Raw genomic sequence first — 13,913 nt, 5'->3', positions numbered from 1 at the left:
TTTTAATAATTTTAGGAATCGCGTATTAGCTTGCTTTTGTGATTAGATAAACTTATAACCATAAGTTCAGGAGAGCCATCAAATCAACAAACTTTGATATAATATTGCACCTAGAAGCCACACTAAAACCAACTCATGCCGCAAACAGTCTGGATCGCACGACACGGAAACCGCATCGACTTTGTTACCCCCGACTGGTTTCTCACAGCAGAACACCGCTACGATCCCCACCTTTCCGAAGACGGTCACGTTCAAGCTAAACAACTCGCCAATCGCCTCAAAGGAGAAGGAATTTCTCATATTTTCGCTTCCCCTTTTCTGCGTACTGTCCAAACAGCAAATCACGCGGCAGAAGCTCTCGATTTGTCAATTAAACTAGAGTGGGGACTGTGCGAATGGCTGAATCCTGAATGGATGACAGAAATGCCGGAAACTGAGTCTGTCGAAGCTTTGTGCAGGCGTTTTCCCAGGATTGATGCTTCCTACAAAGGCGGTATTGCTAATTATCCGGAAACCGTGGAAGCTTGTTTCAAAAGGGCGGGGGAAACTGCTAAACGCCTCGCGGCTGAGTTTCCCGAAGATATGTTATTAGTAGGTCACGGTGCGTCGGTTTTAGGAACTGCGATCGGGCTGGCGGGCGGTGCGGAAACGGAAATTAATGCTTCTCTATGCTGTTTGGTGAAAGTGGTGCGACAAGATGCAGGATGGTCGATCGCACTTAATGGCGATACTTCTCACCTGACTGACTCTGAAGCCGTTATCCGGTTTAATTAAACTTGAGATTCGTGCCAAAAATCGCATTTTATGCTATGTGTGTAAGGTGCGCCGAGGTGCACCCTACGTTCATCTGATTAGTCCGAATCAGGGTGTTATTGTTTAATCTCGATCGCACATTTTAAATCGAAAATCTTAAATAGGTATGGCTGGACACAGTAAGTGGGCGAATATTAAACGCCAAAAAGCTAGAGTTGATGCCGTTAAAGGCAAGGTTTTTGCTCGAATATCTCGCGAAATTATTGTCGCGGCCCGCAGCGGAGTACCCGATCCCGCTGGGAATTTTCAACTGCGGACGGCTATTGAAAAAGCCAAGGCGGCGGATATTCCTAATGAAAACATAGAAAGGGCGATCGCCAAAGGTGCCGGCTTGGCGGGGGGGAGTTCGGATTTAGAAGCTATTCGCTACGAAGGTTACGGCGTTGGCGGGGTTGCTATTCTGATTGAAGCGCTGACAGACAATCGCAACCGCACGGCGGCTGATTTGCGAGAAGCTTTTACTAAAAATGGCGGCAACTTGGGCGAAACTGGTTGTGTGGGCTGGATGTTTGACCACAAAGGAGTTTGTACGGTACGCGGCCCGATTGATGAGGAACAATTGTTTGAAGCGTCGCTAGAGGCGGCTGCGGAATCTTATGATTTGATATTAATTGATGAGGATACTGAAGGTGCAGAGGTATTTACAAGTGTGGCTCATTTGGAACAACTGGCTGATGTTTTGAAACAAAAAAAGTTTGCTGTTTTGCAGTCGGAAAATCGCTGGATTCCGAGCAATACAGTGGAAATAGACACTCCTGAAAAAGCTCGATCGCTCTTGAAGTTAATGGATGCACTGGAAGATTTGGACGACGTGCAAAGTGTGACGGCGAATTTTGAAATGACCGATGAATTAATGTCTTCGATCATGGTTTAATGCTTTAAAGATGAGGGATCGGGAGCCTCCGGCTGGCACTGCAAAAGACGAGAACTCGCCAGCAGGACGATCGCGCTAAACTATTACCAGGAAACGAATCCCTATCTGTACGCGAGAGGCGAGTGTCAATCCAACGCCTTGCTGAAAAAGCTGCATTGAAAATCTCAACCCACAGTAAAGCCATGCTAGATAACAACGAAAGCAAAATAGACAGCACCCACTCACAAGAAGTTCTCTCAGCAACCGAAGTATCAGAAACCAAGGATCGAGCCAAATCGGAGGTGCAGGCTGAACCAGGGGGTAAATCCAATTGGTTCGGTTCCGTGTTCGGAGCCGTCTCTGCAAGCGCGAGTGCGGTGGGGAATGCAGCGGCGAGTGCTGGAAGTGCGATTGTTGATACGGCGAGTGCGGTAGGGAATGCCGCAGGCAGTGCTGGAAGTGCGATTGTTGATACGGCGAGTGCAGTAGGGAGTGTGGCGGCGAGTGCTGGAAGTGCGATTGTTGATACGGCGAGTGCGGTAGGGAATGCAGCAGGCAGTGCCGGAAGTGCAATTTTTGTTAATACTGCGAGTGCGGTAGGGAGTGCGGCGGCGAGTGCCGGAAGTGCAGCAATGCAAGTTCCCAATTTTTTTGGTTCAGCCCTCGGTTGGATTTCCCAGAGTCCTATCCTGAAAAAACTGACTGAAAAGTTCAAAATCGACTGGTTAGTTAATGCCATCGATACTGTTGATGTCGTATCTGCTGAGGCGCAAGTTCGAGAGTTACAGCGCCAATATCCTCACGAGAAACCCAAAGAGATTGCACATCACTTGATGGTGGAAAAAGCCTTGCTAGCGGCAGGAACTGGCTTGGCTAGCAGTTTAGTCCCCGGCGTGGCTTTGGCGTTGGCTGGCATGGATTTAGCGGCAATGACAGCCTTATCTGCCGAGTTGGTTTATCAAATTGCTGCCGCCTATGGCATGGATTTGCGATCGAGTGATCGCAAAGCAGAAGTTGTCGCTATTTTTGGTTTATCCTTGGGTAGCAATTTAGCTATCGAAGCTGGAGTTACGCTTGTCAGCAATATTCCCTTGGCGGGTGCGGTGATTAATGCTAGCGCCAGTGCAGCAATGATTTACGCGCTGGGATACGGTGCTTGTCGGTTTTATGAAGCGCATCTCGATTCCTCGCAAATCGAAACTAAGCTGGAAGATTTACGAGAGGTATTGCAAGCGGAAAGTGAGCAATATTTAGAGAAAGCGATCGCACAAGAAACGGTGATGGATTGGATTTTGGTCTATGTCGTCTATACCAGCCAAAAATTCACCCGATGGGATGAGTTATTACCCCAATTACAAGCGGCGAATTTAAATCCCAGGACTTTAGCTGAGATTGAAGCTGTGACAAATAAGTCTAAATTGCTTCCCAAGTTGGATATTTTACTCGAACAACTTGAACTTGACTTTGCCGAACCACTTTTAAAGCGATGCACTGAGATGATCGAGGCTGACGGTGAAATTAATGAACAAGAGGGGAGAATTTTGCTGACAATTCAACGGGCTGTTTTGAGCAAAAGAAAGCAAGCTCAAAAGCCAGCCCAGCCAACTTCGATCGAGGATGCGGTACCGCCACCCACTGAAGCACAAACTGAAGTTCAAGCTGAATCACAAATTCCCTCTTTATCTTCTGATTCTCCTTCTACTAATAAGTTGAGTTCGAGTATGCTGCAAAATTTCCAAAAAATCATAAAAGTTGCTGGGCGCTTAGACGTGCAAAAGATTGCGAATTTAATAGATACTGAATCACAAGCTCCCCCCTTATCTTCTCATTCTCCTTCTACTAAGTTGAGTGCAATTCTGCTGAAAAAATTCAAGCAGATTTTAGCAGGTTCTACGCGGTTAGAAGTGGCAGAGATTGGGTATTTAATCGATCAGGTCGATCGCATGACGGGAGAAGAGTTTGAGGAATTTTTAGCCTGCTGTTTCCGCAATCTCGGTTATGGGGTCGAAATGACACCCAAAACGGGGGATTTTGGTGCGGACTTGATTCTCTCTAAAGCCCGCAAGAAAACCGTTGTCCAGGCAAAACGCTATCAAGGAAAAGTGGGAAATTCCGCCGTGCAAGAAGTGGTTAGTGCGGTTAAGTATTACGGGGCGCAAGATGCGATCGTTATTACAAACAGTATGTTTACATCCAATGCTCATAAACTGGCTCAAGCGAATGGGGTACAACTCTGGGGAAGAGAACAGTTAATTGATTTAGTGATTCGAGCTAAAAAATAAGGTATCTATGAACCAAGAATGCCAGTCTATGAAAGAGCGGGGAGTGTCATTTGAAACAAAATAATTTTGCATTTTTGCACTCGGAAAATCGCTGGATTCCCAGCAATACAGTAGAAATAGACACTCCTGAAAAAGCTCGATCGCTCCTTAAGTTAATGGATGCACTGGAAGATTTGGATGATGTGCAAAGCGTGACGGCGAATTTTGAAATGACTGATGAATTGAGGTCTTTGAGTATGGTGTAACGATCTAAATCACCAGATTTTTGCCATCCGCAAGACAAATCCCGGTAACTCTGGAGCTGCGCTGACTGTTTCAGGATTATCTAAGATTTCAGGTTCGCGATCGGGACGGTAGATATAGACTTTTCTGTTTTTGTGATCGAGCAAAAAGCCGAGCGATACACCGTTGTCAATATATTCTTGCATCTTGTTTTGCAGTCCCTTGAGAGTGTCACTAGCAGACCGCAATTCAATCACAAATTCTGGACAAATCGGCGCGAATGAGGCTTTTTGTTCTTCAGTTAAGGCATTCCAGTGCTCTAGTTTAATCCATGAGGCATCGGGGGAGCGGGTTGCTCCATTCGGCAAGGTAAAGCCTGCACTGGAGTCAAACGTTTCACCTGTGCCATCTTCTTCTGCCCAGTTTGCAAGTTGCTGAGCAATTTTAATGTTTCGATTCCCTGTATCTGAAAAGGCGGGTGACATAATGATAACTTCCCCACTGGCAGTACGCTCAATTCTCAACTCGCGATTAACTAGACAGAATTCATAGAACTGTTCAACAGTCATCGATTGGATCGCAGGGAAATTGACCGTCAGTGGGACGCTTTCGGTTTGAATTAGCAGCGTCGTCATGGTTTTTCCTGAGTTGGTGCAGGCGTGATAGAATACCTTGAGCTTACACTATTTTCGCTTTGCGAGCGAAAGTCTTAGTCGATCGGGGAGTCGCAGCCTTGTATCCGTTTTTGGGCTGGGTCAATAATCTTTTTTCCCCGTCAGCAAATAAGTAACCATGTATCCTTTTCCCTTGATTTGAATAGCGCCTCGCTTCTGAAAAGTATATTTATTCTTTAAGAGCTCGTAGGTTTCGGCGGTGACTTGAATGCAGCCGGTAATCCCGTGGGATTCCATGCGCGAAGCAATATTTACTGTGTCGCCCCAGAGGTCGTAAATAAACTTTTTTAAGCCGATGACGCCGGCAACGACAGGGCCACTGCTAATCCCGATCCGAATGCTGAAAGGTTCCGAATGCTCTAAACTCAGGAGCCGAATTTCGTGCAGCATATCGATCGCCATATTCGCCACCGCCTCTGCATGATCCTCTCGCTGCGTAGGCAAACCGCCGACAACCATGTAAGCGTCACCAATAGTCTTAATTTTCTCCAAACCGTGGCGATCGGCCAAGTGGTCAAAAGCCGAAAAAATATCGTTGAGCACTTTCACCACTGCAGTCGCTGAAATTCTCGACGAAAGCTCTGTAAACCCCACAATGTCGGCAAACATCACAGTTACTTCCGCAAAACTTTCGGCGATATTGTGTTCATTGTCCTTCAAACGCAGGGCGATCGCTGCCGGCAAAACGTTCAGCAGCAGTTGCTCGGATTTAGCTTGTTCGAGTTCCAACTGTAGGTAAGCAGCCTGCAACTGTTCGGCTTGGCGAATTCTTTCTCCGGCTAGCTTTTCGATTTGGGCGGTGCGGCTCAAAGCTGTCAGCATATATGTCACCGGAATCAGAGTCCACAGCATCCCCATCGTCAGAGTTCCCCAAGAGCGCCAGTGCTTGCGAGTCCTGCGAATTTCCGGCGTTGCCGACACGTACATAGACCACTGGCGGCCACTAATTTTCAGCCGCCTTTTGCAAGCTGTATAGTTAGGGCCTGGATTGTCAAGAATCGGACAGTTTAGCTTGAGGGCTCGTTCCACAGCGGCTGATGCTGGAAGCACTTGTGGGCTGGCGGATTGGAACAGCACCGCAAATTGCTGAATTTTGCCATCAGCAGGCAGATTTTTGAGAACCGGGTTGCCCCTTTGCGGTAACAGCGACGCTGCTTCTTGCTTGTCTGGGGCCTCGCTGGCGAGATAAATATTGAGGTAGTCGGTATTGCGTCCTTTTAAAGAGGTTTGGAAAATATCTTTGCCTCGAAATACACCCAGAACAAATCCTTGTAGCAGTTGGCGACGGGATTCCAGGGTAGTGGGTTTACTGCTGTTTTCGTAAATAGGAACAATGGCCAAAAGACCTAGTTCCGAGGAATTGCCCTGAGTTAGGCCGACGTAGTTGGTGACAATCATTTCTCCAGTATCTCGCCCTCGATCGATCGCGGTGCGGATTTCTGGGTGGGAGGCGAGGTCAAAGCCTAATACTGTCTCGTTTCCGGCTGGTGGTTCGACGTAGAAAGCCGGGAAGTATTCAGAACGCTGGAGGCCCTTGCGGAGTTCTCCTCGCGGGCCGCGCTCTGTAATCTCGAAGCTGGGCTCTGTTTCGGTTCTAGCTTTGGTTTCGTAGTTGCGCCGCTGCGAATTGGCGACGCGGGGGGCCCAAGCCAAGAGTTGCAGGCTGGGGTGGACGGATAGGGGCCGGGCGACAAACCGGGCAAAAGAGGAACGCTCGACGGCGCTGAAGGCTTTCATGTAGTCGCTGAGGGCGAGAACAGTATCTAAGTCGGAGTTGAGCTGGCGTTCGATGCTGATCGAAATATCGTCGATGCGACGCTGCATTTCGTAGTCGCGGCGATTGTCTTCCCAGTCCCAAACCAAGGCGAATGCCAGGATCGACAGCCCGACACCCAAAGCCAGCGTCAACCCGGCTGGCATATAGCGAGACCTGGATAAAGGTAGTTTTTTCAGCATAATTGCCTAGCGAATAAGGGCAGCAGATTAGCACACCGCTGAGTGCGATTTATTTCGGCCTCTGAGTGCCGTTAATTCAAAACGCTGATAACTCAAGCACCGACGGCAATTGGGAATTAAAAGTTAGATATTTAAACTTTTAGATTAATGGACGATCGCTCAGCAGGGGATTTCAATCCAGAATTCCGCTCCCTGTCCGGGCGCTGAGATGCACCGCAGACTTCCCTTATGTTTTTCTACCACAATCTGATGGCTGATGGATAATCCTAAGCCGGTTCCAGCCCCTACGGGCTTGGTGGTGAAGAACGGGTCAAATAGCCGCTTGCGAACGTCTTCGCTCATTCCCGGGCCACTGTCGGCGATGCAAATTACAATGCGATCGCCATCACTGAGCTGGTTTTTACTGTGGCTTTTCAGACCAGCTTTTTTCATGAGGGTGCGAATCACTATCGTCCGAGGTTGCGGTTGGTTTTCTAGAGCATCGATCCCATTGCTGATAATATTTAGAAATACCTGGTTTAACTGCCCCGGACAACAGTAAATTTTGGATGTTTTTCCGTATTCTTTAATAATTTCAATCCGGCTTTTTATATTTGCATGATGCAATCTGTGCTGCAATATTAACAGTGTACTGTCAATTCCTTCATGAACGTCTACCAACTTCATTTCTGATTCATCCAGTCGCGAAAAGTTCCGCAGTGACAACACAATCTTACTGATTCTTTCTATTCCTAATCTCATGGAATTTAGCATTTTTGGCAAGTCTTCCTTCAGAAAATCTAACTCTAAGTCCTTAATTTTTCTAGCAATCTGAGGCACTGGGGACGGGTAGTGTTCCTGGTAGAGAGTTAACAGTTCAACTAAATCGTGAAAATAGTTGTCAGTGTGAGAAATATTGCCGTTAATAAAAGTTGCGGGATTGTTGATTTCGTGGGCAATCCCAGCCACCATCTGACCGAGACTCGACATTTTTTCGGATTGAACTAATTGGATTTGAGCATTTTGTAGTTGTTCGTAGGCTTCTTGCAATTGGGCAGCTTGTTTTCTTAATTGAGATTCGGAAGCTTGGAGTGCGGCGGCGGAAATTTTGCGGTTCGTTATATTTTCAATCATCCCTAAGTTGTAAATAGGTTTTCCTTCGCCGTCTCGAATCAAAGTAGCTGTCACGTTTACCCAAACAATTTTACCGATAGCGGTAATCTGGCGGAGTTCGATTTGATAGTGAGTAATTTCTCCCCGCTCAAGAGAATCAGCAACTTGGAGATTTTTTGGATAATCGTCGGGATGCCCAAGTTCTATAAATGTTTTGGCGAGCAATTCTGCTGCGGTATATCCCAGCATTTCGCAGTAAGTTTTATTGACTCGAACTAACTTGTTATCGTCTAAATTAGCTAAGTAGATAGCGATGGGTGCATCTTCAAAAATTGTGCGAAATAGTTCCTCGCTGGCCCGAACTTGAGCTGCTAGGGAAAGCCTATCTGTGATGTCTTCAAACGTAGACAAAATGCCGACAACATTGCCGGAATTGTCGTGTAAAGGTATTTTATTTGTATCCAGACAGCACTGGGTGCCATCGGCTTGCATTTTGGATTCTATGATGTGATATTCTGCGGTGTTGGTTGCCATGATGCGGCGGTCGCCGACTTGAAAAACTTCTGTTTCTTCCGGCTTCCAGGGCATATCGAAGTCGGTGAGACCAGCGATTTCACTGGGGTGATTGAAACCTGCGACTTTGGCAAAGTTTTTGTTGCCTCCCAAGTAAACTAAATCTCGATCTTTCCAGGCGATTAACTGAGGGATGTTATTGATTACCAACCACAGCATTTTTTGGGAGGTTTCCAAGGCTTCCGTGCGTTCTAGGACGCGCTTTTCAAGTTCTTGATTGGCTTGTTGTAGGGCGATTTTTGACTCGCTGAGGGCGATTTCTGCTAGCTTGCGATCGCTGATGTCGATTGTCACCCCTTCCCACAGTATATCGCCCCCCGGTTGCAGTTCAGGGCGAGCGATGCCGCGAATCCATTTCAGTTTTCCCGATGGCGTTACGATCCGCCCTTCATATATCCAAGGTTTTAAAGTTTGGCCGGAAATTGCGATTGATTCTAAAAGGACTTTTAGGTCTTCGGGATGCACCATTGACCACATTAAACCGGAGTTTGCTTGAATTTTTTCAGGCTCTAATTCGTAGAGTTCCAAACAGCCAGAACTCACATAAATGAATTCATCGGAACCGTCGGAATGCAGCAAGTATTGATAAATCATTCCCGGCACGTTGGCGGCCATTTTTTGGAATCTGGCTTCGCTTTGCCGCAGTGCTGATTCTGCAAGTTTGCGATCGCTAATGTCAATCAACAAGCCGTCCCAAATAATGTCACCTTTTTCGCCCGGTTCGGGTCGGGAAGCCCCGCTAATCCACTTAATTCGATCGCCCGGGAAAACGAACCTGCCTTCCCACCGCCAAGGCTCTAAAGTTTTAGCTGAGCTCGCAACAGATTCGTGGAAGCTGGGCGCATCGTCTGGATGAATAATTTCGATCGCGGGAATCGCTGAATTTTGGAGTACCTCTGGTTCTAATTCCCAGAGTTCCCGACAGCCGGAACTGACGTAGGGGAATGACACAGTGCCGTCTGCTGCTAACTGAAATTGATAAATCATCCCGGGAACGTTGGCGGCTAGCTTTTGAAATCTCGCTTCGCTTTGCCGTAGTGCTGTTTCTGCTTCTACGCGATCGGTAATATCGTAAAATGCCGATAAAATTGCGGCTTCGCCATTAAAATTAATCGCTCGCATCGACATTTTTACCCAAAAAAAACTGCCATTTGCTTTTTTGAGGCAGATTTCTTCGCTGTCGCTAAAGCCGTTTTGTTTGACTAATGCTAGTAAGTGAATGCGGTCATTGATATTGGCATAAAGTTCAAGTTTTTGGCGTCCAATAAGTTGTTCATAACTCAAACCTAAACTTTCACCAAGAGCCGGATTTGCATACAAAATTACGCTGTTTTCTAGACGGGTAATTAACATGGGAACGGGAGTCGTACTGGCGATGACGCGCAATCTTTCTTCGCTTTCTTCCCTGGCTATTTCTGCTGCTACTCTTTTGGTAATATCGTTCTGAACTCCGATAAAATGAGTTAATTTTCCCTCATTGTCTAAGATTGGGGAAACCATTAATTCGTTCCAAAAAGGAGTTTTGTCTTTGCGATAATTTTTGAGAACTACCTGAATTTCCGTTCCCGCTTGCAAACTGCGGCGGAGTTTGTCTAATTCGGCCTGATCGGTATCGGAACCCTGCAAAAATCGGCAGTTGCGTCCAATAACTTCTTCGGCACTGTAACCGGTCAGTTTCTCAAAAGCAGGATTACAGTAGATAATAGGTGTGTCAGGCTTGCGAGCATCCGCGATGAGGATGCTGTTGCTCGATGCTGCGATCGCCCGTTCTAGGAGAGACAGGTTGAAAGAGTCTGTTGTCATCGGTGGCAATATACACGCTCCGAAGGAGCGGACAGAAGAATAAAAGATTCTAAACAGCTTGAGCCATTCTTATTCTATAATCTTATTTTTAATTTAGCTTTTTTAACAAAGTCAGCAGTCCAAAAAAGCCGACGGGGGAGATGACTAATACCATTTTAGATTTTAGATTTTAGATTGGCAATGACTGATTCCATTATGGTTGGGCGCACGGGCATACAGTTGCTTTCTGGTTTGAAAGTAGTACAACCGAAGGCATTAGGCACTTAGGAATGAGAATTAAATAACTTACACAAGTTGTTTGTGGGGAGTAGGGGTTGGGCGTCCCGCCCGCCCTTTTTTGACGCGCGGGACGCCCATCCCACAATAACAATTAAAATTGTAAGTTATTTAATTCGCGATCCTTATCCAGATAACAGAAGGTGAAAATACCGAAGGCGCAAAGAAAACCGAAGGTGAAAATACTGATATTTTTAACTTTTTTTCTTCTCCTCCTTCCATCCGGCTCGCCAACCCTTTTAAATTGACAAGTTAATGCAAGAACCCTGAGCAGTTTTGCTTACTTCAATTCTGGCTTGAAAAGCTTCTTTCAGGTGGGGCATATGGGTAACAGTGAGGATGCAGGCGAAGTCGGAGGCGATCGCATTAATTGCAGCAATCAGCCGATCACACCCTTCCGCATCTTGAGTCCCAAATCCCTCATCAATAATCAACATTTGCAAAGCCGTACCCGCCCGCTGAGACAGCAGTCTCGCCAGCGCCAGCCGAATCGCAAAATTAATCCGAAAAGCTTCACCGCCCGAGTAAGTTTCGTAAGCGCGAGTACCGCGAGCATCAGCAATTAAAATGTCTAAAGTGTCAATCAATTTAGTTGCTTTTTTAGAAGCAGCCGCCCGCTGAGTAATAAATTGAACGTGCAATTGATTTGCGCTCAATCTCGACAATATCTGATTGGTTTCAGCTTCGAGTTGAGGCAAAACATTTTCAATCATTAAAGCTTGAATGCCGTTTTTACCAAAGGCTTGACCCAACTCTTGATAAACTCGCTGCTGGCGTTTGGCAACTTGCATTTGCTCTTTTTGAGCTACTAGCTGAACTTGCAGATTTTCCAAATTTTGCTGCTGCTGCTGGAGGCGTCCGAGACTTCCCAAATGTTGGTCTAACTGCTGGCGGCGGCGACTGATTTGCTGTTCGATCGCACTTATGCGGGCTGTAGGATCGGGATGTTCTTGCAATTGCTGGTTCATCGCGGAAGTTTGAGCGCTGACAGCTTGCAAATCTTGATCGCGCACTGCGATGGAACTAGCAATTTCATTAACCCGCTGCTGCACTTGCGGGTACTGCACAGTTGCCGATCGCAATTTTTCGGCGCGCGCGATCCAAAACTGCGATCGGCGCATTTCGCTGCGGACGTGTTCGTGCTGTTCCAAATTATAGCCAACTTCCGCAATGTATCTATCTAAAGATAGAATTTGCTGCTGTATTTCGGAGCTATTTTTTTGCTGTTCTAACTGTTGCTGTACGGTGGCTAATTGAGTTTGCAAATCAGGGCGACGGGCATTAATTTTATTCAGTTTCTGCTGAGCATCTTTGATTTGAGCTTGCTTAATTTCCGCCCACCGCAAGCGCTTTTCATCGCTGCGGGCGAGGGAGTGGCTGCGATCGCTGTAATTAAGCTGTTGCAGTTGCTGTTCGATTTCCTGGAGTTCACCCAAGTCATCGGCTGCATACTCGCCGGTGCGTAGCAACCGCTCTATTTCTGCAGCGTCTTGACGCATACTTTGCAGGCGGTTTTCGTCTTGGCTTAGTCCATCTAATTGTGCTTGTAAATGACTGCGGCGTTCCCGCAATTCTTGGTAGGGCGCTAATTCCTCTTCTAGTTCGCGGTATTCATGTCTGAGAACTTGAATTTCGCGCTCAGAGACGGCCAACTGTTCGCGGACAACCCACAGTTGGTTCCAGATTTCCTGCTGTTGGGAGTGGTGTTTTGTGACTACCAAATTCCAGTAGTGTTCGTCTAAAGGTCGATCGCACAAAGGACAATTGCCAAAATTTGCATCCCGCACCATTAAAGGCGAATTCGATGGCTCGTTTTCCGCAAAATTCGAGGCTTTACCTTCGCCTGCGCTGGTTTCTCCTTCATGTTTCCGCAGCAGTTGCAGTTTTTGGTCGATCTCGGCAAGTCTGGTTTGATAGTCGCGGCTTTTGGCTTGCAGGTTTCCTAGAAAGTCGTGCCTTTCTTGACCTTTTTCGCGGACTCGCTGCTGATAAACTCGCTTGTTTTCCAACTGCAAAATTTGATGGGCGATGGCCGAGATTTCCTGCTGTAATTGTGGCTGTCGCTGCTGCTGCTGAACTTGCACCTGTCGGTTGATTTCGTCTAAGCGGGCGGTTAAACCGGCGCGGGCGCGATCGAGCTTTTGTTGCTTTTGCTGCTGCTGTTGTAACAGTGGCGAAACTTGCAGTTGCAGTTGCTCTAGTTCATTGAGGCGCGATCGAACTGCTTGCAACTGTGCGAGTCCTTTGTCAACATCCGGCTGCTGTTTGAGAATTTCCAGAACATCTTTTTCATCTTGTTCTAGAACCTCTAATTGAGCTTGCAACTGCTGAATTTTGCTTTGCCAAAAGCTCAGTTCTTGCCGTTGCTGTTCTTGCAATTGCTGACGCTGATTTTGGGCTTGTTGGTTTGCCTTAAATTTGCCAGCCAGAGTTTCTTCTGTGGCTTGCAAGCTGTGGAAATACGCGATGCCTTCTGTTATTTCCTTTTCTTGCCCTAGGAGGGCTTGTAGCTCATTTTGCTGCTGTTTGGCGGCGGCGAGTTCTTGCTGCAAGCGGCGGCATTCTTGAGAGATATTGTAGTGCTGTTGCTGGTGGCCGGCGAGGAGTTTTTGCCAAGTTTGGCGGTTGTGGTGCTGGAGTTGCAGTTGCTGCAACTCGGTTGTGTCGGCTTGCTGCTGTGAAGAGAGCAAGTCGGTTGCTTGCTGCAATTGAGTTTGTTCGGAGGCGAGCGCGTCTTTTTGTTGCAGTTGCTCTTGTACGGTTAGCAAACTCTGTTTGAGCACTTCGACTTGAGCTTTAAATTCTTTGGAGGTATCCTTGGCTTGTTCGCATAAAGTATCGTATTGATCGAGTTTGAGCAGGTTGGCTAAAACTTGTTTGCGTTCGATCGGCTTTTTGAGCATAAATTCATCAGCTCGCCCCTGCCGCAAATACGCCGAGTTGATGAAAGTATCGTAATCTAGTTTGATGTGTTCGAGGATTTTTTGCTGAGTTGTTCTCAGACCCTTGTCTGTGAGCGTGCGAAAATTAACTTTTTCCTCGCTCTGGGCAGAATTTAAGCTAACTTGAAATTCCAAACTTCCCGATTGTCCGCGTCGGCGGTTGCGAATCACGCGGTAGATTTGGCCACCGGTGGAGAAAGTGAAATCAACGCGCACATCTGTTTCGCCGATATGGATTATATCGTCTTCGGTATCGCTGCGACAACAGCCCCAAAGTGACCAGGCGATCGCTTCTAAGAGGGAAGATTTGCCAGCACCGTTAGGCCCGCAAATGCAAGCGGTGTGCAAGCCGCGAAAGTCTAAAGCAGCTTCGCGATAGCTGAGAAAATTTTTAAGTGTAAGTTGTATAGGAATCATTTAGGCCATC

The 13,913-nt window shown here is 47.0% G+C and carries 7 protein-coding genes and 1 pseudogene; 4 read left to right on the top strand and 4 right to left on the bottom strand.

Annotated features, from left to right (window positions below; translation table 11 throughout):
- The first annotated feature begins 135 nt into the window (after positions 1-135).
- From QUA40_RS11765 to QUA40_RS11750, 4 genes and pseudogenes are all read left to right on the top strand, one after another.
- Entirely contained in the window at positions 136-774 is a 639-nt protein-coding gene (locus QUA40_RS11765; protein WP_333125540.1) for a histidine phosphatase family protein, read from the top strand.
- Positions 775-919: 145 nt separating this feature from the next.
- Positions 920-1,687, top strand: a complete 768-nt coding sequence (locus tag QUA40_RS11760; protein ID WP_333125537.1) for a YebC/PmpR family DNA-binding transcriptional regulator — start codon at positions 920-922, stop codon at positions 1,685-1,687.
- A gap of 182 nt (positions 1,688-1,869) precedes the next feature.
- Positions 1,870-3,948, top strand: a complete 2,079-nt coding sequence (locus QUA40_RS11755) for a restriction endonuclease (protein ID WP_333125534.1) — start codon at positions 1,870-1,872, stop codon at positions 3,946-3,948.
- Positions 3,949-3,998: 50 nt separating this feature from the next.
- Positions 3,999-4,193 (top strand): annotated as a pseudogene (locus tag QUA40_RS11750) (YebC/PmpR family DNA-binding transcriptional regulator); the annotation flags it as partial.
- Positions 4,194-4,202: 9 nt separating this feature from the next.
- Here QUA40_RS11750 and QUA40_RS11745 read toward each other — a convergent pair.
- The 4 genes from QUA40_RS11745 to QUA40_RS11730 form a co-directional block, all read right to left on the bottom strand.
- The gene (locus QUA40_RS11745; protein WP_333125531.1) at positions 4,203-4,805 is read right to left on the bottom strand and encodes a Uma2 family endonuclease; all 603 of its coding nucleotides are present in this window, start codon (positions 4,803-4,805) and stop codon (positions 4,203-4,205) included.
- Positions 4,806-4,925: 120 nt separating this feature from the next.
- Positions 4,926-6,764 (bottom strand): adenylate/guanylate cyclase domain-containing protein, encoded by a 1,839-nt coding sequence (locus QUA40_RS11740; RefSeq protein ID WP_333125529.1) that lies wholly within the window; start codon positions 6,762-6,764, stop codon positions 4,926-4,928.
- A gap of 195 nt (positions 6,765-6,959) precedes the next feature.
- Positions 6,960-10,268 carry a PAS domain S-box protein gene (locus tag QUA40_RS11735; protein ID WP_333125527.1) on the bottom strand — a complete coding sequence of 1,103 codons (3,309 nt, stop codon included), beginning with the start codon at positions 10,266-10,268 and terminating at the stop codon, positions 6,960-6,962.
- A gap of 515 nt (positions 10,269-10,783) precedes the next feature.
- Complete coding sequence (locus tag QUA40_RS11730) at positions 10,784-13,903, bottom strand: AAA family ATPase (protein WP_333125525.1); 3,120 nt, start codon at positions 13,901-13,903, stop codon at positions 10,784-10,786.
- Between the last annotated feature and the right edge of the window lie 10 nt (positions 13,904-13,913).

Origin of the sequence: Microcoleus sp. Pol11C3 (assembly GCF_036701485.1) — a bacterium.
Lineage (GTDB): Bacteria > Cyanobacteriota > Cyanobacteriia > Cyanobacteriales > Microcoleaceae > Microcoleus.
The sequence above is the reverse complement of the archived record's forward strand: the minus strand, read 5'-3'. Positions and strand labels throughout refer to the sequence as shown.

Coding starts and splice junctions, on each gene's coding strand:
- QUA40_RS11765 (WP_333125540.1), top strand. CDS start 136: ATGCCGCAAACAGTCTGGATCGCACGACACGGAAACCGCATCGACTTT.
- QUA40_RS11760 (WP_333125537.1), top strand. CDS start 920: ATGGCTGGACACAGTAAGTGGGCGAATATTAAACGCCAAAAAGCTAGA.
- QUA40_RS11755 (WP_333125534.1), top strand. CDS start 1,870: ATGCTAGATAACAACGAAAGCAAAATAGACAGCACCCACTCACAAGAA.
- QUA40_RS11745 (WP_333125531.1), bottom strand. CDS start 4,805: ATGACGACGCTGCTAATTCAAACCGAAAGCGTCCCACTGACGGTCAAT.
- QUA40_RS11740 (WP_333125529.1), bottom strand. CDS start 6,764: ATGCCAGCCGGGTTGACGCTGGCTTTGGGTGTCGGGCTGTCGATCCTG.
- QUA40_RS11735 (WP_333125527.1), bottom strand. CDS start 10,268: ATGACAACAGACTCTTTCAACCTGTCTCTCCTAGAACGGGCGATCGCA.
- QUA40_RS11730 (WP_333125525.1), bottom strand. CDS start 13,903: ATGATTCCTATACAACTTACACTTAAAAATTTTCTCAGCTATCGCGAA.